The sequence below is a fragment of the Ruegeria sp. BHSB056 genome (assembly GCF_059613305.1).
Window position 1 is genome coordinate 24,309 of record NZ_JBXWSG010000025.1, and the last position, 20,694, is coordinate 45,002.

Annotated in this window: 26 protein-coding genes and 1 other RNA gene; 11 read left to right on the forward strand and 16 right to left on the reverse strand. The window is 57.7% G+C overall.

The window, feature by feature from the left end; all coding sequences use genetic code 11:
• Positions 1-34 precede the first annotated feature (34 nt).
• Entirely contained in the window at positions 35-850 is an 816-nt protein-coding gene (locus AC2FND_RS08725) for a TIGR00282 family metallophosphoesterase (protein WP_496769176.1), read from the reverse strand.
• Positions 851-980: 130 nt separating this feature from the next.
• Between AC2FND_RS08725 and AC2FND_RS08730 the strand changes: the two genes are divergently transcribed.
• Positions 981-1,208 carry a putative hemolysin gene (locus tag AC2FND_RS08730; RefSeq protein ID WP_496769178.1) on the forward strand — a complete coding sequence of 76 codons (228 nt, stop codon included), beginning with the start codon at positions 981-983 and terminating at the stop codon, positions 1,206-1,208.
• A 3-nt stretch (positions 1,209-1,211) separates the two neighbouring features.
• On the opposite strand, the gene AC2FND_RS08735 is transcribed toward AC2FND_RS08730, so the two are convergent.
• Both AC2FND_RS08735 and mgtE read right to left on the reverse strand, forming a co-directional pair.
• Positions 1,212-1,769: a 5-formyltetrahydrofolate cyclo-ligase gene (locus AC2FND_RS08735; protein ID WP_496769179.1), complete on the reverse strand. Its 558-nt coding sequence runs from the start codon at positions 1,767-1,769 to the stop codon at positions 1,212-1,214.
• Positions 1,766-3,160, reverse strand: coding sequence for a magnesium transporter (mgtE, locus tag AC2FND_RS08740; RefSeq protein WP_496769180.1), 1,395 nt, complete (start codon positions 3,158-3,160; stop codon positions 1,766-1,768). The genes AC2FND_RS08735 and mgtE overlap by 4 nt, the downstream gene beginning before the upstream one ends.
• 139 nt (positions 3,161-3,299) lie before the next feature.
• On the opposite strand from mgtE, the gene guaD reads away from it, so the two are divergent.
• Positions 3,300-4,586 (forward strand): guanine deaminase, encoded by a 1,287-nt coding sequence (gene guaD / locus AC2FND_RS08745; RefSeq protein WP_496769182.1) that lies wholly within the window; start codon positions 3,300-3,302, stop codon positions 4,584-4,586.
• Here guaD and AC2FND_RS08750 read toward each other — a convergent pair.
• The 3 genes from AC2FND_RS08750 to AC2FND_RS08760 all read right to left on the reverse strand — a co-directional run bounded on the left by AC2FND_RS08750 (position 4,583) and on the right by AC2FND_RS08760 (position 7,240).
• Complete coding sequence (locus AC2FND_RS08750; RefSeq protein ID WP_496769183.1) at positions 4,583-5,917, reverse strand: 8-oxoguanine deaminase; 1,335 nt, start codon at positions 5,915-5,917, stop codon at positions 4,583-4,585. The genes guaD and AC2FND_RS08750 overlap by 4 nt on opposite strands.
• A 114-nt stretch (positions 5,918-6,031) precedes the next feature.
• Entirely contained in the window at positions 6,032-6,823 is a 792-nt protein-coding gene (gene hisN / locus AC2FND_RS08755) for a histidinol-phosphatase (RefSeq protein ID WP_267365356.1), read from the reverse strand.
• 45 nt (positions 6,824-6,868) lie between these two features.
• Positions 6,869-7,240, reverse strand: a complete 372-nt coding sequence (locus AC2FND_RS08760; protein ID WP_496769186.1) for a helix-turn-helix domain-containing protein — start codon at positions 7,238-7,240, stop codon at positions 6,869-6,871.
• Positions 7,241-7,578: 338 nt separating this feature from the next.
• Here AC2FND_RS08760 and AC2FND_RS08765 point away from each other — a divergent pair, with 338 nt between their 5' ends.
• A complete protein-coding gene (locus AC2FND_RS08765) occupies positions 7,579-8,535 on the forward strand; it encodes an NADPH:quinone oxidoreductase family protein (protein WP_496769188.1) in 957 nt (318 codons plus the stop codon).
• A gap of 6 nt (positions 8,536-8,541) precedes the next feature.
• On the opposite strand, the gene AC2FND_RS08770 is transcribed toward AC2FND_RS08765, so the two are convergent.
• Positions 8,542-9,423: a LysR family transcriptional regulator gene (locus AC2FND_RS08770; protein ID WP_209597892.1), complete on the reverse strand. Its 882-nt coding sequence runs from the start codon at positions 9,421-9,423 to the stop codon at positions 8,542-8,544.
• A 127-nt stretch (positions 9,424-9,550) separates the two neighbouring features.
• On the opposite strand from AC2FND_RS08770, the gene AC2FND_RS08775 reads away from it, so the two are divergent.
• Positions 9,551-9,760, forward strand: a complete 210-nt coding sequence (locus AC2FND_RS08775; RefSeq protein WP_209597893.1) for a DUF1127 domain-containing protein — start codon at positions 9,551-9,553, stop codon at positions 9,758-9,760.
• Between the two features lie 182 nt (positions 9,761-9,942).
• Positions 9,943-10,719 (forward strand): Bax inhibitor-1/YccA family protein, encoded by a 777-nt coding sequence (locus AC2FND_RS08780; protein WP_209504618.1) that lies wholly within the window; start codon positions 9,943-9,945, stop codon positions 10,717-10,719.
• A gap of 187 nt (positions 10,720-10,906) precedes the next feature.
• Here the strand turns inward: AC2FND_RS08780 and AC2FND_RS08785 are convergent, their stop codons facing one another.
• The 3 genes from AC2FND_RS08785 to AC2FND_RS08795 form a co-directional block, all read right to left on the reverse strand.
• Positions 10,907-11,413 (reverse strand): hypothetical protein, encoded by a 507-nt coding sequence (locus AC2FND_RS08785; protein ID WP_209504619.1) that lies wholly within the window; start codon positions 11,411-11,413, stop codon positions 10,907-10,909.
• Positions 11,414-11,630: 217 nt separating this feature from the next.
• A complete protein-coding gene (gene rpmG, locus AC2FND_RS08790; protein WP_037309480.1) occupies positions 11,631-11,798 on the reverse strand; it encodes a 50S ribosomal protein L33 in 168 nt (55 codons plus the stop codon).
• Positions 11,799-11,925: 127 nt separating this feature from the next.
• Complete coding sequence (locus AC2FND_RS08795) at positions 11,926-12,633, reverse strand: DUF533 domain-containing protein (protein ID WP_496769192.1); 708 nt, start codon at positions 12,631-12,633, stop codon at positions 11,926-11,928.
• 278 nt (positions 12,634-12,911) lie between these two features.
• Between AC2FND_RS08795 and AC2FND_RS08800 the strand changes: the two genes are divergently transcribed.
• The 3 genes from AC2FND_RS08800 to AC2FND_RS08810 all read left to right on the forward strand — a co-directional run bounded on the left by AC2FND_RS08800 (position 12,912) and on the right by AC2FND_RS08810 (position 14,804).
• Entirely contained in the window at positions 12,912-13,547 is a 636-nt protein-coding gene (locus tag AC2FND_RS08800) for a DUF1326 domain-containing protein (RefSeq protein ID WP_496769194.1), read from the forward strand.
• A 14-nt stretch (positions 13,548-13,561) separates the two neighbouring features.
• Positions 13,562-14,404, forward strand: a complete 843-nt coding sequence (locus AC2FND_RS08805) for a DUF2182 domain-containing protein (RefSeq protein ID WP_496769196.1) — start codon at positions 13,562-13,564, stop codon at positions 14,402-14,404.
• A gap of 67 nt (positions 14,405-14,471) precedes the next feature.
• Positions 14,472-14,804 (forward strand): GYD domain-containing protein, encoded by a 333-nt coding sequence (locus AC2FND_RS08810; RefSeq protein WP_209597899.1) that lies wholly within the window; start codon positions 14,472-14,474, stop codon positions 14,802-14,804.
• Between the two features lie 6 nt (positions 14,805-14,810).
• On the opposite strand, the gene rnpB is transcribed toward AC2FND_RS08810, so the two are convergent.
• The 5 genes from rnpB to gatC all read right to left on the reverse strand — a co-directional run bounded on the left by rnpB (position 14,811) and on the right by gatC (position 18,525).
• Positions 14,811-15,208, reverse strand: an RNA gene (gene rnpB, locus AC2FND_RS08815) — RNase P RNA component class A.
• 124 nt (positions 15,209-15,332) lie between these two features.
• Positions 15,333-16,046 carry an N-acetylmuramoyl-L-alanine amidase gene (locus AC2FND_RS08820; RefSeq protein WP_496769198.1) on the reverse strand — a complete coding sequence of 238 codons (714 nt, stop codon included), beginning with the start codon at positions 16,044-16,046 and terminating at the stop codon, positions 15,333-15,335.
• Positions 16,003-16,707: a hypothetical protein gene (locus AC2FND_RS08825; protein WP_496769199.1), complete on the reverse strand. Its 705-nt coding sequence runs from the start codon at positions 16,705-16,707 to the stop codon at positions 16,003-16,005. Before AC2FND_RS08825 ends, AC2FND_RS08820 begins: the two co-directional genes overlap by 44 nt.
• Positions 16,708-16,746: 39 nt before the next feature.
• Positions 16,747-18,234: an Asp-tRNA(Asn)/Glu-tRNA(Gln) amidotransferase subunit GatA gene (gene gatA, locus AC2FND_RS08830; protein ID WP_496769202.1), complete on the reverse strand. Its 1,488-nt coding sequence runs from the start codon at positions 18,232-18,234 to the stop codon at positions 16,747-16,749.
• Positions 18,235-18,237: 3 nt separating this feature from the next.
• The gene (gene gatC / locus AC2FND_RS08835; protein WP_209504627.1) at positions 18,238-18,525 is read right to left on the reverse strand and encodes an Asp-tRNA(Asn)/Glu-tRNA(Gln) amidotransferase subunit GatC; all 288 of its coding nucleotides are present in this window, start codon (positions 18,523-18,525) and stop codon (positions 18,238-18,240) included.
• A gap of 228 nt (positions 18,526-18,753) precedes the next feature.
• Between gatC and AC2FND_RS08840 the strand changes: the two genes are divergently transcribed.
• The gene (locus AC2FND_RS08840; RefSeq protein ID WP_496769205.1) at positions 18,754-18,912 is read left to right on the forward strand and encodes a hypothetical protein; all 159 of its coding nucleotides are present in this window, start codon (positions 18,754-18,756) and stop codon (positions 18,910-18,912) included.
• Between the two features lie 157 nt (positions 18,913-19,069).
• On the forward strand, positions 19,070-19,633 hold the full coding sequence (locus AC2FND_RS08845) for a DUF4202 domain-containing protein (RefSeq protein WP_209504629.1): 564 nt from the start codon (positions 19,070-19,072) through the stop codon (positions 19,631-19,633).
• 75 nt (positions 19,634-19,708) lie between these two features.
• Here the strand turns inward: AC2FND_RS08845 and AC2FND_RS08850 are convergent, their stop codons facing one another.
• Positions 19,709-20,380, reverse strand: a complete 672-nt coding sequence (locus tag AC2FND_RS08850) for a ceramidase domain-containing protein (protein ID WP_496769207.1) — start codon at positions 20,378-20,380, stop codon at positions 19,709-19,711.
• Between the two features lie 59 nt (positions 20,381-20,439).
• Here AC2FND_RS08850 and AC2FND_RS08855 point away from each other — a divergent pair.
• Positions 20,440-20,694: MBL fold metallo-hydrolase (locus tag AC2FND_RS08855; protein ID WP_496769209.1), on the forward strand; the 255-nt coding region annotated here is incomplete at its 3' end.

Consider the following 20,694-nt stretch of genomic DNA (forward strand, 5'->3'; position numbering starts at 1 on the left):
CGCATTGCGCGTGGCAGAGCAAGCCCGACGTTCGTTAATCAGGCCCGGCTTGTTCCAAACGCCCACCAACGCGCACCATGCGAACAGATTTGGCCTGACCGTCGCGATCATCCGTTTCGACGAACACTCCGCTCAGCGTGGCCTCGCCATTGGCAGGGGTAAACCGGGTCTTGGGCATCCCGGTTATGAACCGGCGCATCGGTTCCTGCTTGTCCATACCAATGACCGAGTCGTAGTCGCCGCACATGCCCGCATCCGTCAGATAGCCTGTGCCGCCCGGCAGAATCTGCGAATCCGCTGTCGGTACATGGGTATGTGTGCCCACCACAAGGCTGGCGCGCTTGTCGCAATAGTGACCCATGGCCATCTTCTCGGACGTCGCCTCACAATGCATATCGACAATGATGGCTTGTGCCTGCCCGCCCCTGGGGTGCGATTTCAGGATGGGCTCTACGGCCGAGAACGGGTCGTCGAATGGCCGTTTCATAAAGACCTGCCCCAACACCTGCACCACCAGAACCTTGCGCCCTCCGGGTGCGTTGAACAGCCGGTGCCCCCGCCCCGGCGCGCCCTTGGCATAGTTCACCGGGCGCACGATGCGCTGTTCTTTCTCGATATATTGTAGCATGTCTTTCTGGTCGAACGCATGGTCGCCCAATGTCAGGCAATCTGCCCCGGCATCCAGCAGCAGCTTGGCGTGATCGCCGCTTAACCCCATGCCGTTCGACGCGTTTTCGCCATTGACTACAACGAAATCCAGCCGCCATTCATCGCGCAGGCGCGGCAAATGCTGCTGAACGGCCGCGCGCCCCGCGCGCCCCATGACATCACCAAGAAACAAAATCCTCATGATCCGGGTCGTAGGGGCTGTGCTGGGCAATAACAAGGCGGAACCGTGAAATTTAAGTTGAGCCCGAACTTGAAATTGCTTGCAGGCGTGGCAAAGTCTTAGCCATGCGCTTATATCAAAAGGACATGTTGTGAAGTTATTGGCAATATTGACATTCGGCCTTGTGGTCGCTTCGGGCGTTATGGCGCAAGGCACAAAGACATCCATGCCCAATCCCGCGGCAACCTTTTGCGTCGAGAATGATGGAGTTTACCAACTTCGGAAGAACGAAGACGGAAGCGTCTTTGGTGTCTGCATCCTGAAGGACGGCACGGAAGTGGATGCCTGGGATTACTTGCGCAGCCATTTCGAACAGTAGCAGCTAGAACGTCAACACCCGGCTTTCCGTGACAACCATGTCCAGCGGCTGATCGGTTGGCTCCAGCGGCAGATCCTGCGCCTCTTGCGCGTCAAAAGCGAAACCGATCGCCAGTGTCGCGCGCTTGCCTCGCAATCCTTCCAGCGTGCGATCATAAAATCCACCGCCATATCCCAGACGCCCGCCGTTGGCATCAAAAGCCACCAGCGGCACGATCAGGATCTCGGGGTCGAAATAGTCATCGACCTCGGGCACTCTGGCACCGAATGGGCCGTCTTTCAGCGATCCTTCTGGCGTCCAGCGCGAAAATTTCAGCGGTTTTCCAGCGGCTTGGATCACTGGAACACCAACAGGCCCATAAGCCGCAGCTTCAGCCATGGCGGATACCGGGTCGATCTCGGTCCGGATCGGCATGTAGCCTGACAAGGGCACACCGCGATAACCCGCCAGAACCTCGGACAAACGTCCGGCTGCACCGGGAAAACGCGTGTCGAACGCGACCTTGCGCCGCGCAAATGCCGCTTTGCGTGCAGCTGCTTTGATTTCAGTCAGATCGGTCACAATAGCACCACACTGGCAAGCCCAAGAAAAATGAAGAACCCCATGACATCGGTTGTGGTTGTCACAAAGGTTCCTGACGCCAGAGCCGGGTCAATTCCCAGACGATCCAGCACCACCGGTACTACCGTACCTGCAAAGCCCGCGATGATCATGTTCACGACCAAGGCTGACCCAATCACGACACCCAGCCAAGGTGAACTGAACCACAGCATCCCCACAGTCCCCAGTACAATGGCAAAACAGAGCCCGTTCAACATGCCCACCAGCAGTTCCCGCCTGATAACGCGCATCACGTTTGAATTGGTCAGGTCGCGTGTCGCCAATGCGCGCACTGCAACGGTCAGCGACTGAGTACCCGCATTGCCCCCCATGGATGCAACAATCGGCATCAAGATGGCCAGCGCGACAAGCTGGTCAATCGCCGCCGCAAATTGCGAGATAACCAACGAGGCACAGATTGCCGTACACAGGTTTACCGCCAGCCAGGGCAACCGTCGCCGACTGGTCGCCGCGACACTATCGGAAAGAGAGCTTTCGTCGCTCACACCGGCAAGGCGCAGGATGTCTTCTTCGTGCTCTTCATCCAGAACGACCATCGCGTCATCGATGGTGATCACACCAACCAGACGCCCATCGGCATCCACCACGGGGGCCGAGATCAGGTGATACTGGTTGAAGGCATAAGCCACGTCCTCCTCGTCCTGATCAACGGGGATGATGTGAAACTCCTCTTCCGCCAGATCGCACAACGGCACTTCGCGTCGGGACGCCATCAGCTTGCCCAATGTCACCTGCGCCGTTGGTTTCAGACGCGGATCGACCAGAACAACATGATAGAACTGCTCGGGCAGATCGTCATTGGCACGCATAAAGTCGATGGCCTGACCGACGGTCCAATGCTCGGGCGCCATGACGACCTCGCGCTGCATCAAACGACCAGCCGAATTCTCGGGATAGGCAAGCGCTTGTTGCGCTGCTAGCCGCTCGGAATCTTCGAGCGCGCCCAGAATGGTCTCCTGCTGCGGTTCCTCAAGGTCTTCCAGAAGGTCAACGACGTCGTCGCTTTCCATCTCGCGCACGGCTTCCGCCAGAACCTCGGGAGTCAGAACGGCGATGATTTCCTCGCGAACCGATTCATCCAGTTCAGACAGGATGTCGCCGTCAAATTCCTTGTCATAAAGCCGGATCAGCCGCGCCCGATCATAAGGATTGATCTGCTCCAAAAGGTCAGCGATATCGGCCGCGTGCAGCGGCTCCATCAGCTCAATCAGCTTGTCGCGATCATCCACATCGACGGCGTATAGGATCGCCGCCACGGTCCGGCGATCCAGCGCATACGCGTCATCGTCCTGGGGCAGATCGTGTTCGGCTTGATCACTGCCTGTCGTCATGCGCTGCCCCCTTCGTTCGGCGATTGGCCCCTAAATAGAAGAAGCAGCTACCAGAAAACAATGACAATGCGCCGATTTACCCACTTCTTTCGTCTGCCTATGCTACAGCGCGGTCCCAAACAGGTGGAGAACAGGGCAAATGGCGCAAAAGACGCTTTTGAAAGGGCACGTTCTGAGTTTCACAGGCTCACCCTTTGACGGAGAGCCAACCGAAGCGACCCGGCTGGACGAAGCCGTCGTGATTGACAAAGGGCGCGTTGCTGATGTCGGATCGTCTGATGCGCTGATGCGGCGTCACCCTGATGCCGTCATCAGGGACCATAGCAATCACCTGATCATCGCGGGTTTCGTTGACCCGCATGTGCACTACCCGCAGACGGCCATGATCGCCAGTTGGGGGAAGCGGTTGATCGACTGGCTGAACACCTACACCTTCCCCGAAGAGATGAAGTTTGGTGATCCTGAATACGCCTCTGAAATCGCCAACCGTTATCTGGATCTGACTGCCGCCCATGGCACAACGACGATGTGCAGTTTTTGCACAATCCACCCCGAAAGCGTGGATGCCTTTTTCACTGCCGCGCAGCAACGGGGACAACGTGTGGTCGCGGGCAAGACCTGCATGGACCGCAATGCGCCTGAAGGTCTGCGTGACACGGCCCAGACAGCCTATGACCAATCTGCCGCGCTGCTTGAGAAATGGCACCGTGTCGACCGCCTGTCTTATGCCATCACGCCCCGGTTTTCGCCTACGTCCACTCCTGAACAGCTTGAGGCCATGGGCGCGCTTTGGGCGGAACATCCCCATTGCCTGATGCAAACACACCTGAGCGAGCAGACAGACGAAATCGAGTGGGTCCGCTCCCTGTTCCCCGATGCCCGGGACTATCTGGACACTTACGAAAAGTTCGGGCTGCTGGGGCAGAACGGACTTTATGGGCATGTCATCCATCTGGAAGATCGGGAACGCGATCGTCTGCGCGAGGTTGATGCGTCACTGATCCACTGCCCCACCTCGAACACCTTCATAGGGTCGGGTCTGTTCGACATGAACGGCTTGATCCATGATGGCCACCGGATCGGTTTGGCAACAGATACCGGTGGCGGATCAAGTTTTTCAATGCTGCGCACCATGGCTGCCGCCTATGAAATAGGTCAGTTGCGTGGGCGACCCCTGCATCCGGCGCAATTGCTGTGGCTGGGTACGGTCGGGTCGGCGCGCAGCCTGCGGATGGATGATTGCATCGGCAACATTGCGCCGGGAATGGAGGCGGATCTGGTCGTGATTGATCTCGCCTCGACCCCGGCCATCGCCCAGCGCGAGGCTTGTGCAAACGATGTTTGGGAGGCCATCTTCCCTACCATCATGATGGGTGATGATCGGGCTGTGGCCGAGGTCTGGATCGGTGGGCGGCAGGCCGCCTAGGCCTGCAACTCCTTGGCAAGACTGTTTTGACGCTCAATCACGCGGGGCAGGTCAATCGTCGTGATATGCCCATCCCGCACGATCTGGCGGCCTTCGACAAACAGGTGCTTTACCTGCATCGGACCTGCAAGAAGCAGAGCTGCCGGGTCCCAACTGCCTGCGCTTTCGATACTGCGCATATCCCAAACAGCGACATCCGCACGTTTTCCCGGCATAAGCCGCCCGCAATCGGGACGCCCCAGCACATCGGCCCCGCCACGTGTCGCAATCTCCAACGCTTCACGGGCCGACATCGCATCTGCCCCATTGACCACCCGCTGCAACAGCAGCGCCTGCCTAGCCTCAAGCATCAGATTGCCGTTGTCATTACTGGCCGAACCATCAGCGCCGAGACCCACCTTTACCCCCGCATCGCGCATCGTCCGCACCGGCGCGATGCCTGATCCCAGACGGCAGTTCGAACATGGGCAATGAGCGACACCAGTTTTCGTACGTGAAAACAGATCAATCTCGGCCCCGTCCAACTTGACACAATGGGCGTGCCACACATCCGGGCCAGTCCAACCCAGATCTTCGGCGTATTGACCGGGCCGACAACCGAACTGAGCCTGTGAATAGGCGATATCTTCATCGTTTTCAGCCAGATGCGTATGCAACATCACACCTTTGTCCCGTGCCAGAAGGGCTGCATCGCGCATCAGGTCCCGGCTGACCGAGAACGGTGAACACGGGGCCAGACCCACACGGCACATCGATCCTTCTGACGGATCGTGAAACGCATCCACGACACGGATCATGTCGTCCAGTATGGCTGTTTCTTCTTCAACCAGACTGTCCGGTGGCAGGCCGCCACCGCTTTCACCAATGCTCATCGCGCCGCGTGTTGGGTGAAATCGAATCCCCAACTCGGATGCGGCAGCAATCGTATCCTCCAGCCGCGAACCATTGGGGTAGAGGTACAGGTGATCAGAACTGAGCGTACAGCCTGACAGTGCCAGCTCTGCCAAACCGATCTGGGCCGAGGTGAACATCTCGTCTGGTCCGAACTTCGCCCAAATCGGATAGAGTGTCTGAAGCCACCCGAACAGCAATGCGTCCTGCCCGCCCGGCACCGCGCGGGTCAACGTTTGGTAAAGATGGTGATGAGTGTTCACCAGCCCGGGTGTCACCAGACAGCCCGAAACATCGTGAACCTCGCCTTGTGCCTGCAATCCGTGCCCGATTCCCGCAATCTGGCCGTCGCGGATCAAAATGTCAGCCCCGGGGAGTTCCTGCCGGGACTCGTCCATCGTCAGGATCAGATCAGCGTTTTTGAGTAGGATTTCTGTCATGTCGCGCTCCTGCATCTGCCCGTCTCTTGCAAGGAGTACGAAGGTCGGCGGAAAACGGGCTCAAGAACCGACTGTGTATTATGTACCCACCATCGGGATCTGCGACAACAGGTTTCAGAACCGACGCAGGATCTGAAGCGCCTCTGCATGTATCTCTGCGTTGGCTGCGGCCAATGCACGACCGCCCTCATGCGCCGGGCCGCCTTGCCAGTCGGTCACAATTCCACCTGCCGCCTGAATAACCGCAATAGGGGCCTGAATGTCATACGAGTTCAGCCCTGCTTCGATCACCAGATCCGCCTGCCCAGCGGCTAACAAGGCATAAGCGTAGCAGTCCATTCCATACCGGGTCAGTTGCACCTGTTCCGATACGGCCTGAAACCCGGCCCGGTCATCCGGGGTGCCGACTTCAGGAAAAGTGGTGAACAGCGTCGCCTGCGCTAGAGATTTCGTCCCCCGTGTTTGCAGCTTACTGGTCCCCAGCGGCCCTGTAAGCTGCGCACCAGCTGTCGATCCGACAAAGCGTTCGCCAATGTAGGGCTGATCAATCACCCCCATGATCGGCCCATCTGCTGTGCTGAGCGCGATCAGAACGCCCCAGGTTGGTGTACCACTGATAAACCCGCGCGTGCCGTCGATGGGGTCCAAGACCCAGGTTCGGCCGCTGCTGCCTTTGTGCGCACCGTATTCTTCACCCAACACGCCATCTTCGGGGCGCAACCGGGACAGAACCTCTCGCATGGCTTTTTCGGCGGCCCGGTCCGCCACGGTGACGGGGTCAAACCCTTCGGTCAGCTTGTTCGCAGTTTCAAGATTGGTCTGACGAAAAAAAGGAAGAATGGCCGCGCGTGCCGCTTCGGCCATTTCTTCTGCAATTTCAATGTCGCTTAAACTCGCCGGATGCATGGCACTCTGGTGCGAGCATTACCTGGCAAAGTCAAGCCGGTCTGATCAGGCGACGTCGCTGAGGACACGTGCAAGTTCAAACAGGCGGCGGCGCTGGTTTTCCGGAATTGCGTAGTAAGAGCGAACAAGATCCAAGGCTTCTTTATCGCCCATCAGATCAGCTGGAACAGATTTCTTTTCCGAGCTGCTTTTCTGGGCTTCTTCCAGACCTTCGAAGAAGAAGCTGACCGGAACGTCCAATGCCTCGGCAATGTCCCACAGGCGCGACGCGCTGACTCGGTTGGCTCCGGTCTCATATTTCTGGATCTGCTGGAACTTGATACCAACTTGCTGCGCCAACTGTTGCTGGGTCATCCCAATCAGCCAGCGGCGATGCCGAACGCGCTTGCCCACATGAACGTCGACGTGATGAGTCATTGGTATTCTCCTCTACTACACACATTTGTACGGGATCGTGCGACGTCCGATATCGCAATACCAAGAGGGCTCCCCTTAAACGCCCCCTGATCCGGACTGTGCCGTCCCCCGTTACCAGCACTGATAGTCTATATTGCCCGTTTTGAATTTTTTTTCAAGCTGGTTGAATCGATCCCCCCTCACAAGGGCTGTGGTTGTATGCGTCAAATGCCCTGCCTGCTTTTCGCGTGGCCCGGTCGGACATGCGACAGATTTTCAGTCGTTTCGGGGCGCCGCGCATAAGGAATTGACATCTTGCACAGCCCACGTGCCTATGCCCCAAACACGTGAGGAGCCAAATGAAGGCCTATTGTATTCGATCTGACGGGGCAGTTGCCCAGCTGTGCGATGTACCGAAACCCGAACCGGGTGAAGGTCAGGTGCGGGTTGCGATCAAAGCCTGCGGTTTGAATTTCGCTGATCTGTTGATGCAGAAAGGCACGTATCAGGATACACCGCCTGCACCGTTTACTTTGGGTATGGAAATCGCCGGTGTCGTGGATGCCATAGGTCCAGGTGTGTCCACCCTGAAACTAGGCGACCGGATTGCCGTCTATTCCGGTCAGGGAGGGCTCGCAGAATTTGGCGTATTCGATGCCGATCGCGCGATCCCGTTGCCGGGCACGACCCGTTTCGAAGACGCCGCTGCGATCCAGATTGCCTATGGCACCAGCCACATGGCGCTTGACCACCGCGCCCGACTGCAACCCGGCGAGACGCTTCTGGTTACCGGCGCAGCGGGCGGTGTCGGGCTGACCGCAGTTGAAATCGGCAAGCTCATGGGCGCCACCGTCATCGCACAGGCCCGCGGCCTCGAAAAGCTGGCCGTTGCACGCGCCGCAGGGGCCGACCACCTGATTGATGCCTCAGAGGATCTGAGGGATCGGGTCAGATCGCTTGGCGGCGCGGATGTCGTTTATGACGCAATCGGCGGCGATGTGTTCAAGGCGGCCTTTCGCGCCACCAATCCTGAAGGCCGCCTGCTGCCCATCGGATTTGCCGGGGGAGATGTTCCGCAAATCCCCGCCAATCATCTGCTGGTCAAGAACCTGACCGTGATCGGCTTTTACATTGGCGGGTATTTGAAGTTCCGACCGGAAGCCGTGCGCGAAAGCTTTGGCACCCTTTTCCGCTGGCACGCCGAGGGCCGTATCAATCCGCACATTAGCCACGTCTTGCCTCTTGATGAGGTCGCGCAGGGCATGCGGTTGCTGAAAGAGCGGAAATCGACGGGCAAAATCGTGATCACCCCCTGACCGCAATCAACCCACCACGGCACGCAGTTGCGTTCCCGCAAGCAGGCGGAAGTTCTGACGCACCAACTGCGCCAGTGCTTCGACAACCGCGTCTCGACCCGGCTCGCCACCATACAGGTTGATCATATGCGCAGGCAGGTCCGGTAGCGCACCGCCGCCTTCGATCTGCTCAAGATGTGCGGCTTCAGTACCTTCCAATGCCGCATACACTGCCAGATCAGCACTGACCGTGGCCTCGATTGTGCGGTCGTTTTCAGTTTCCACCGACAACTCCCAGGGAATACCGGCTGCATCCAGCGCGGATATCACCTGTGGTCGAAACAAGCAGCGACGTCCAAGTGCCAAAGGTAGCGGACGCTTGCGCCAGGCTGACCCGCCCGGTGCACCTATCCAGCGCAAGGGCAGCTCTGCAATGGTTTCCGCACCATCCACCGACGACGGCTCCGTGGTCAGGATCACGTCACATTCACCGCGTTGGTACATCTCTTTCAACTGCAAGGAATAAGACGACACCAGCTGAACTCTGACCCGCGGGAAATCCGCGTTGAATCGTTGCAGGACCCTGGGGATGGCCGGGTAAACTATGTCGTGAGGAACCCCCAACACCACCTCACCTTCAAAGGCCTGATCGGTCAGTTTCGAGATGACCTCATCATTCAATGCGATCATGCGGCGCGCATAAGCCAGCAATTGTTCACCGGACGCGGTCAGGGCAATCGTTCTGCCACTGCGGTCCAGCAACTGCAGGCCAAGCAACTCCTCCAGCCGTTTCAACTGCATCGAGACCGCAGATTGCGTCAGATGCAGGAACCCGGCAGCGCGTGTCACTCCCCCCTGATCTGCCACAGCAACAAATGAGCGCAGGGTTGTGATGTCCAGATTTCGCATATTCACAATTCCTTATGGGTTTCATCAAAAATATTCGTTTTCAAAATATGTCATACTCCCCCATATCAATCAAGGAAATTGATGACGACAAGCGAAACCATCGACAAAAAACGAAAGGACAATAAATATGACCCAAATTGCCATTCATCACCCTTGCAAGCAGAAAAAGCAATCACTCAGCACTATTATCAGGCGCGCTGTTTCCCTGAAGCGTCAACGCCGCCAGCTGGCGCAACTTGATAATCGCGCCCTTCAGGACATCGGAATCTCCAGATCAGAGGCCGATGCCGAAGCCAGACGCTTCGTCTGGGACGCGCCGGATTTCTGGCAGAAATGATGCAAATACAAATCTTTAGTTCATGAGTGGCGGTCACTTGTTACGGATCGCCACTTTTGTTGCGTAAATTAGTTGGTTTTCCGCGGTAAATACTTGAAACACAGCCCTGAGTTGCCGATATTTGCCTAGAACGCTTCCCGCACAGCCGGGGGCTGCATAATTATGTAAAGGGAGACCCTTTGATGGCACAATTCGACACGATCCGGACGGCGGCCGGCGCGCGCGCTGCCGAGATTGATGAGGGCCTGCGCGCCCATATGAACAAAGTCTATGGCACTATGTCCGTAGGCATGCTGATCACATTCGCAGCAGCCTGGGCCATCGCGGGCCTGGCAACCACTAGCGATCCGTCAGCCGCGGCGGCACAGTTGAATGCCGATACCTATCTGACATCGCTGGGCTATAGCATTTACGCATCGCCCCTGCGCTGGGTCATCATGTTTGCACCCCTGCTGTTTGTCTTCGGCTTCAGCGCCGGGATCAACCGTATGTCGGCGGCCGCCGCACAGCTGGTGTTCTACGTTTTTGCAGCGGTGATGGGCGTTTCGATCAGCTGGATTTTCCTTGTTTTCACCGGTGAGTCGGTCATTCAGGTCTTCCTGATCACCGCAATCGCGTTCGCGGGCCTTTCCCTGTATGGTTACACAACCAAGAAAGACTTGTCCGCCATGGGCACTTTCCTGATGATGGGCCTGATCGGCCTGATCGTCGCGATGGTTGTGAACATCTTTCTGGCGTCTTCGGCGGTTGCCTTTGCAATCTCGGCCATCGGCGTTCTGATCTTCGCGGGCCTGACCGCCTATGACACCCAGAATATCAAGAACACATACTTGCAAATGGCCCATAGTGGCGATCAGGAATGGCTGGGCAAGGCCGCTATCATGGGCGCGTTGAACCTGTACCTGGATTTCATCAACCTGTTCATGTTCCTGCTGCAATTCTTGGGTAACCGCGAGTAATTGCAAACCAATGTAAGGGATAAAGGCCGGTCGTCAGACCGGCCTTTTTTCGTTTAGAACCAACTGATGATCGCGCTTGCCCGATGCACAAGTCCTTCCAGACAAAGCTTTGGCGTCCGCGCGTACCCAGACAAGAAAAAGCCCCCACCAGATCGGCGGGGGCTTGATACATCAGAAGGTATGAGATTTAGCTGCAGTTCAACGGCACCGCAAAGCCCGAACTACGCTCGGACGTGCCTTTGCGGAACACATCACCAGCAGGCAGGCACCCGGTAAAACGCTCGGCCTCTTGCGCAAAACCAACACCGATCGAGTTGTCGACCTTTACACTGTTCGTCGGCGTGCGAAGGACACCAAACAAGGTTCCGTTGACGCTGACGGTGCTCAGGAACAGGTTCGTATCGCTGCCCTGTAGCTGGACCGCATTGTCCGGCGTCCGCCCGCCATTATCGATAGCAACGGCTGCCACCTTGGAGGGGTCCACTTCATCAGCCAATAGAGTAACGGTCTGAAGTTCTGCCAGCTCAGCCGGGACATTCGTTTCAGGCGGCAAAAAAGCAACGGCTCCGGGGACGTCGGAAATCGTGCGGGGTTCGCCATCGATTCCGGTAAACCCGACACCTTCACGGTTGAACGGGTCTTCACAAGCCGCCAAAGTCAGAACGGCTATTGTGGATAACAAGATTTTTTTCATGGCGGTCAACATTTTGTGGCGGTTTGCTCAAGCGTACTTGCAGGTCGGCACAAAAAGCAAGCCACAGCCAATGCGATTGCATCGGTGGCTGATGCGCTCCTGCAACGGCCCGAGATGGTTATTTTGACGTTCTTGGCAACCAACCACCGGAATTCAGCACAAAAAAAAGGCTCTGCCAAGCAGAGCCTTTTTGGAAAGTCCAAATGGAACGGAAAGATTACTTGATCTTGCCTTCCTTGTACTCGACATGCTTCCGAACGACCGGATCGTATTTACGAATGGTCATTTTCTCGGTCATGGTGCGCGCGTTCTTTTTGGTCACGTAGAAGTGGCCCGTGCCCGCGGTCGAGTTCAGACGGATCTTGATTGTCGTCGGCTTCGCCATGGTTATCTCCTGCGTCCGGAAAGGCAGGGGCCTTTCGGTTGAATTCCTATGAGCGTGCGCTTTTACGCGCTACGCTGTGCATGTCAAGGCCAATCGGACGATCCCAGCCCAGGAATCGGGCACAGATTTAACCCGGTAGCGTTGGCGCACCCATATAGCTGTGAATCTGGTCTCTCTCACTGTCCGAAAGACCCAGCGCAGTGGACAATTGCCGCAAATATACGGCCTCGCGATCGTTGTCCAACCGTATTGCCGCCAGAGACGTCGCATAAATCTGCGTTCTGAGAGGTGCTCCAGAATCAGCTGCCAGACCCATGACGTCGACAGGTGCGTTCAGTTGTTCCTGCACGAATGCGCGTTCCTCGTCACTGATGTCATCGCCCAACTCTCCGAGGATCGTTTCTTTCTCGTGCTCGTCCAGCTCGCCGTCTGCCTTGGCCGCCTGGATCATTGCCCGCAACATGAGCTTGGCCTGAGCTTCCATCGCAGCCCCGGCTGGTGTTTCGCCAAACACGGTCTCCATCATGTCGGTGGTCTGCTGACTGCCCGTTCTGGCCGCCCCCTGCATCGCATTCAAAAGCCCGCCAAGACCGGCGGCACCGGCGGAACTGCCCCCCAACCCCATCTTACCCATCATGTCCTGAAGGCCTGTCGCACCTCCGGGAAGGCCGAACTGCTCGGCCATCTTGCCGAGCTGATCCATACCAAGGCCGCCGCCTGCGCCTTGCATCATGTCCTGCAAGCCAGTCATTCCGCCCATTTTCTGGTATTTTTCCAGCCCCTTCGCAGCCGCGAAACCAACTGCAACGGACGCAAGTGTCTTCATAAAGCTCATGACAATCCTCCCGGTTTTTCAAAATACGCCCCAGTTCTATCAAAGGAATGCAAAGGCGAATACCACGTTCAACCCCCACGGGATTCCGGACTGAGTTTCCAAGCCGATGAGGAGCAAAAGACAGTGAGTAAGTTTGTACATATCACGATATCGTGATAGGTTTGCCGCAACTGATACGTCCAAGAGGCCGACTTCAGGCTCGACGACCAAGGCAGTGTGAACAGGTAATGCCCGCGCGGAGCAGTGTTGTTTTACGCAGCTTTTCTTGGGGGGCTATCATGACAGAATGGGTTATTCAGGGCGAAGAACTGGCCAATTGTAATTGCAATTTCGGTTGCCCCTGCCAGTTCAGCGTTCTTCCTTCTCATGGCAATTGCGAGGCTGTGGTCGTTTTCGACATCGAAAGCGGACATTATGGCGATACTGGTCTGGCCGGTTTGCGGGCAGCAGGTGTTTATCACTGGCCGGGGCCGATCCACGAAGGCAATGGTCAGATGCAACTGATTATTGACGAAAGTGCTACAGCCGAACAGCGCGCAGCATTGCAGGCCATCATGACCGGTGAAGACACCGATGAAATGGCAACCATGTGGTACGTCTACAGCGCGATGGCCCCGACGAAACATGATACGCTTTTTGTCCCGATCGAATTGAACTGGAACCGCGATGATCGCAGCGGCTATGCCAAGGTTCCGGGGGTCTTCGACGTCGAGGTCAGTCCGATTCCACATATCGTATCGGGCGCTGCGCACAGGGCATCGATCCAGCTGCCGAACGGCTTTGAGTACCGCCACGCCGAGGCCGCCTCGGGGTCGGCCAAAACAAAGGGCGGCGAGATCAGCCTTACCTTTGATGCCACGCACGCCCATCTCGCACATCTGAACCTCTCTGGTCACGGTGTTCTGGGCGCGTAGCCGGAGACTTTCTCATGACCAGACAGAGTGCGGCAGCCCCTGCCGGGGCGATTGAGCGGCTGTTGAGGCAGGACAATGCAATCGTGTTGGGCAGCGTCCTTCTGATCATTCTTGCAGCCGCCTGGTACACAGTTGCCGGCGTCGGGATGAAAATGTCTGCGGTCGAAATGACCCGCATGGCAGGCCCGGTTGGAGAGCCCATGCAGATGGGTTCTGCAACCGCCTGGAGCTTCGGCTATGCTCTGCTCATTTTCCTGATGTGGTGGATCATGATGATTGCCATGATGACCCCAAGTGCCGCGCCAGCCGTGCTTTTGTTTGCGGCGACAAAGCGCGTGGGTCCTGAGAAAGAGCGCGCCGCAAGGTTCAGCCTGTGCTTCCTGCTGGGCTATCTGGTGACCTGGGGTACGTTCAGCCTGACTGCAACGGCATTGCAGTGGGGGTTGGAACATATCGGGCTGTCGAGCGGGCCGATGATGACAATTCGCTCTGGCCTGTTCGCGGGATGTGTTCTGCTGGCTGCCGGATTCTATCAGTTTTCAAGTTTGAAGACTGCGTGCCTTCGTCATTGCCAAAGCCCTGCAAGGTTTCTTGCCGGTCACAACCGGCCCGGCCCCTTCGGCGCGCTCAGAACCGGAGCTCTGCACGGCAAGTATTGCCTGGGCTGTTGCTGGGCGTTGATGCTGCTTCTTTTCGTCGGTGGAATCATGAACCTCTACTGGATTGTTGGCATTGCCGCTTACGTGGCACTGGAAAAACTGCTGCCGACAGCCCGGTGGCTGGTGCCGGTGACTGGTGTGGCGCTTATCGGCGCAGGTCTTTGGCACATCGTGGCACCGTTGATCTCCGGCATCTGACGTAAGACGGCTCTCGGGGTCGGCTGACTGAAAGGCCCTATGATTTCTCGTTAAAACGGAGGTACCAATGCCTGTTTTCATTACCTACGCAACTTACTCGCAAGCTGGCGTCAAAGGCATGTTGCAAAAGCCCGAGAACCGCACCGGCCCGGTGAAAGCACTGCTGGAGAAAGTCGGCGGCCGACTGCTGTCCTTTTACATGACAACCGGCAGCAATGACGTGGTCGTGATCAGCGAAGCGCCAGACGGAACAGATGCTGTGGCGGTTGGCATGGCAGTCGCGGCATCAGGTGCGGTCACGAACATAGAAACGGTTCGGGCCTGGACCGCGGACGAGTTCGTTTCGGTTGCTGAGAAGGCCGCAAGATTGACGGGGACATACACGCCGCCCGGAGGATAACAGGATACGCGCGGAGGGCCTGTAAGCCGGATCTTGTTCCGGGGTTGCCCCCTTCGATGACCATTCCTCTAGGCCGTGCATTGCTGCGCGGCTCAAGCTGCCAACCCGGTCCCTCTCGGCCAAGACGCGCTTAGCGGCGGTATCGGCTTGCGCCGACCGGCCCGCGCGGGGACCCTATTTGGCATTGCTCCCGGTGGGGCTTGCCGTGCCGCCCCTGTTGCCAGCGGCGCGGTGGGCTCTTACCCCACCGTTTCACCCTTACCCTGAACCAAGGTTCCGGGCGGTCTGATTTCTGTGGCGCTTTCCGTCGGGTTGCCCCGCCCGGGCGTTACCCGGCACCGTTGTCTTGTGGAGTCCGGACTTTCCTCTCGGGCATACGCCCCAGCGGCCATCCGGCCCTCCGCGCCTGGGCTGGGTAGGCTTTGTGGTCTGCGGCGTCAAGAGCTGACGGGTTCGAGAAGGGGCCAGCCCCTTCTTGGCCTGCGGCCAATTCAACCCCGGGATATTTTTGGCCAGATGAAGAGCGGATCAGGTTGTTGTGTCCGACGGGGTGAGCGCATTCATATCCGCCATGTCCAGCGGACCTTTCGCCCAGGGTCGAAATCGCAATCGGACAGCGGCCAGCAGTTTTGCATCGTCCACGGGGGCGGTGAAACCTGCCATCCGAGCAGAGGTGCGAAAAGCTTCTGCGTTGGGTGACATCGGATCAACTCCTGTGCCGCGCGGTTTGGCCAGCGCCTGCTTTTCGAGCCTGCTCCAGTCAAAGCGCGGCCCAGGGTCGGATTTGCGCCCGGGCGCCATGTCGGAATGTCCGATAACTCCGGACGGAGTAATGGACCAGCGGGTCATGATCAGGGGCAACAACTGTTCCAGCACCACCAATTGCGGCTGCGAAAACGGATGTGTCCCGGTGTTATCCAGTTCGATCCCAACCGAACGCGAGTTTATGTCGTCCTTGCCGTCCCATTCCCCTGCCCCGGCATGCCAGGCGCGATCTTCTTCCCGCACCATTTGCCAAAGGGTGCCATCGCACCCGATCAGGTAATGAGCCGAAACCTCGGAAGCCGGGTCGCACAGGCGATCCAGAGCCGCCTGCGCACCGTCCATGGCCGTATAGTGGATCACGATTAAGGATGGCACCAGCCCGCCCCGGCGCTTGCCGAAATTCGGAGACGGGTGCCAGATCGGCGCCAGGGCGTCAGTTGTTAACGGCACTGCGGAACGGGCTGGGGTCCCAGCCACAGGCATAGCCGTCGCCGTCCGGGTCCAGCCCCTTGCGGTCACGTTGCGGACCGCCGTTGGACAGGAATTCGATCTGAGCCTGATCCGGTGACGGGAATTGCGCGCAGTTCCGCTGTGCCTTGGCTTGCAGGTTGAAACCAGAGCGGCTGTAGAGTTGCGTGCCCACCGGATTGGAGGTGCTCAGCGCATATTGTACGATATTCGGCTGGCCACTCGCCGTGCGCTCGGGCACGGCGGTTGGCGCGACGACTTCGTAGGTCTGGCGGTTTTGCTCAATCCGGGCGGCATCGGATTGGATGCTGCGCCTCTCGGACACGGCTGCGAAGTCCTGCTCGTCAGAGATCGCACTGCTGCTGGAGCCGGAAGTCGGCGACACGGAGACCGCGGATTGCCCGGACGTGCTGGCCAACGCAGCGGCAGTCTGGTTGGCGATGTCCGCATTCTCACCCGTTGCAAAGGTCGATGCTCCCGACGTGCCCAACGGTTGCTGGGAAACATCGACCGGAGCCAGCAGAGGATTGATCGCCCCACCCTGGCCCGCCAATTGAGCCTCGCGCTGCGCCTGATATTCAGGCGTGTTGAAACCTGTGCTGGTCAACGGCGCGACATTGGTGCAAGCCGCAGCCAGTGTCAGGGCCGGGACCAAAAGCAAAACACGCATTGTTTGGCTCCGTTTTCAGAAATCCAGTTGCCCGAAGGCTTACCACCATTTGCCGGGCTTGGCCACAAATCCGGCTGCGTTTTCCAGCGCATAAGCGGTGTTGAGCAAGTCACCTTCTTCCCATGGGCGCCCGATCAGCTGCAACCCCAACGGAAGACCTTGTGCATCCAGCCCTGCGGGGACAGAGATACCGGGCAAGCCAGCGAGGTTCACGGTAACTGTAAAGACGTCGTTCAAATACATTTGAACAGGGTCCGCCTCGGTCATTTCACCCAGACTGAAAGCCGCCGAAGGGGTTGCCGGTGTCAGAATGGCGTCGATGCCTGCGGCAAACACGTCTTCGAAGTCTTTCTTGATCAGGGTCCGGACCCGGCGCGCGCGATTGTAATAGGCGTCATAGAAACCTGCGGACAGCACATATGTGCCGACCATCACGCGGCGCTGCACCTCGGGGCCAAAGCCTTCGGCGCGGGTCTTTTCGTACATCTCGGTGATGCCATCGCCCTGCGCCAGCTGTGCGCGGCGGCCATAGCGAACACCATCATAACGGGCGAGGTTCGAAGACGCCTCGGCCGGGGCAATCACGTAATAGGCGGGCAGCGCGTATTTGGTGTGCGGAAGCGAGATGTCGACAATCTCGGCACCCGCGGCTTTCAGCATCGCTGCGCCATCGGCCCAGAGTTTTTCGATCTCGGCGGGCATGCCGTCCATACGGTACTCTTTCGGGATACCGATCTTCTTGCCCTTGATGTCACCGGTCAGCATGGCCTCGAAATTCGGGACGGACAGTTCGGCACTGGTCGAATCCTTGGGGTCATGCCCGCACATGGTTTCCAGCATGATCGCTGCATCACGTACGTTCTTGGTCATTGGTCCTGCCTGATCCAGCGAGGACGCAAAGGCGACGATGCCCCACCGAGAGCAACGACCATAGGTGGGTTTGATGCCCGTGATGCCAACGAAAGCCGCAGGCTGGCGGATCGAGCCTCCGGTGTCGGTACCTGTCGCAGCCAGGCACAAATCAGCAGCCACGGCAGATGCAGACCCGCCAGACGAGCCGCCTGGTGTCAGTTGCGCATCATCGTTGCCACGGCGCCACGGGCTGACCGCATTGCCATAGGTCGAGGTTTCGTTGGACGATCCCATGGCGAATTCGTCCATGTTCAGTTTACCCAGCATCACCGCACCTGCATCGGCCAGTTGCTGAGAAACGGTGGATTCGTATTCCGGCTTGAACCCTTCCAGGATTTTCGACGCCGCTTGCGACGGCACACCCTTGGTGCAAAACAGATCCTTGATACCGATCGGCAGGCCACACATCGACGGTGCGTCGCCACGCTGGATCCGCTCATCCGCGGCCTTGGCCCGCTCCATCGCAAGTTCGGGTGTCTTGTGGACAAAGGCGTTCAGCGCATCTGCCTCGTCAATGGCTTTCAGGCAGGCGTCGGTCAACTCGACAGATGTGACGTCACCGGAACGCAGGGCATCGCGCGCCTCGGCCAGACCCAGTTTGTTCAAATCGCTCATGTCTTACTCCACCACTTTGGGAACAGCGAAGAACCCTTCGCGGGCGTCAGGCGCGTTGGCCAGAACCTTGTCCTGCTGGTTGCCGTCGGTCACCTCGTCCTTACGGCGTTTCAGCCGCATCGGCGTGACCGAGACCATCGGCTCGACACCGTCGACGTCCACTTCGTTCAGCTGTTCGATGAACCCGAGGATGGTGTTGAACTCGGATGCCAGCGCCGGCAGCGCGTCATCCTCGACCTTGATCCGGGCCAGTTTGGCCACTTTGGCGGCGGTGCTTTGGTCAATCGACATCGGCTTCCCTCATCTACGTTATGGGGCGTTTACCTGTCTGTCGCGGCAGTCGCAAGACCGCTGCGCCATGGGCCGTACCGAGTTTAAGTTTCGCCGCGTGACACCCGCCATTCAAAACTGAATGAGTGGTATGCAAAAAAGTAAACTGAATAGTTCAATATTGATCTTGAAAACTGAACTATATTGTTCATTTCTAGTTATGCGACACAACGCAAACCGGAGAAAAACATGAAACCCCTGATGATAGCCGCAGTCTTGTCCGCCACCTTTTTGACCGCACCGGCCATGGCCTTGGGTATCGACACAAGCAACCTGACACGCACGTTGACCTTCCCGTCGCCTGTGATGGAACCGGTCACACAGGACAAGGATAAACCTGCAAAGTGACGCGCAGGTCCCGGCCGGGTTGGATTTCCCCTCTCTGACCCGGCCATAGCGCATATTCGAGGGTGCACAGCCCTAAGCGAGTCGTTAGCATTGCTGCAAATACCAAAAGGGAACTGCATAGGTCGCTTGCGGTTCTGACAAGCAAGTGGAGCAGCTGATGAACACGCAAAAACAAGCGGTCCTGGATGCCATAGATGCAGCCAACGCAAATGACCCCAATCGCGATGATGGCCGCCCCGAAGCGCAGCTTTACGGCGAACGTATGAGCGCAGAGCTTGACCGCCTTTTTCCGGGTGCGTCCGACGCCTTGCAGATTGCGGCGCGTGGTCAACATGTGGAGCGGTGGAAACTTGCCCGCAGTGAATTCCCGGAAGGCCGGGCGGGTTATCTGGCCTGGCGAAAGGCGCAGGGTGTACATCACGCGGACGTGGTGATGAGTTTGATGACTCAAGAAGGCTATGACGCCGAGCAGGCCGAAGCTGCAGGCCGAATGCTGCGTAAGCAAGGCATCAAACGCGATGCAGAGGTGCAGGCGCTTGAAGATGTGATCTGCTTTGTGTTTCTGAAATGGTATTTCCAGCCCTTTGCGGCGAAACACTCGGTCGAGAAAATCCAGAGCATCGTTGAAAAGACCGCTCGCAAGATGTCGCCTGAGGGCCGCGCACGGGTCTTGAGCGAATTCAACCTGCCCGATCATCTGGCCGCAGCCTTCAAGGACTGAGAAAGCTCTGCGCAGCTTCACTGACAGCCAGCCCAAGTCTGAAGGATGGTCTCGACAGGCCTCCGTGCCGTATGCTCATGACCCATGAGTTTGGGTGACATGACCCCTGATGAGAGCCGCACAATATACTTCGATCATCCAGCCCAACATGATGGCATTCAGGATATGCCACATGAAGTGTGTCCCCATGGGCCATTGACCACAAAAACGCATATCGAGGGCACGGAAGGTTATCGACAGGATCAGGATCAACGCCCCGATTTTCAGCCCTTTGGCCAGAATCGGATCACGGCCCCGCAAAAGAACAGAATAGATCAGGATCAGCAAAGGGACCGGCGCATAAACCGCCGACCCTCCAAGCCCCGGAACCATTTGGAACAGTGGGACAGCAGCAGCCGCATAGGGAAGAAAAAGAAGCATACCCCCGAACGCCAGCCCCGAAGGCATCCTCCAGATGTTTTTATTCACCGCAAAAATATAGACCAATATGAACAACAGTATGGGCACAACATCTGCCAAAGCCGCCCATACCTGCGCATGCGTGTGAAACAGGTAACTGCCAACCCCGATGATCGCCAAAAGCGCCACAAGTACCTTGGCCAGAGGCATGTTCTGATTGCGCAAGCGCCGCCACATGACCCATGCGCAAATCAGAAATGCAGCGTTTGTAACCGCGTTAACGGGCTCTGCCCAGTAGGCTGGAGACAACCGCTCGCAGTACCCGTCTATTTCACGAAACCAATCCATGGAAATTTACTTAACCGATGTTAGGCTGCCGCCAACAGAATGATCGGGAGGAAATAATTATGAACATTATCTGGTTGGGCCATGGAAGTTTCCGTATCGAAACCCAGGAACAGGTGCTGCTAATTGACCCCTGGTTGACCGGCAACCCGGCCTTGCCCGAGGAACAGCATGACGCCGCCGTTGATGGCGCCACCCACATCCTTCTGACCCATACGCATTTTGACCATGTCGTCGACGTTCTGCCGTTGGCCAAACACCTGAAGATTCCGGTTGTGGGACAATATGACCTGATGGGGTACTGGGCCGAAGCCGAA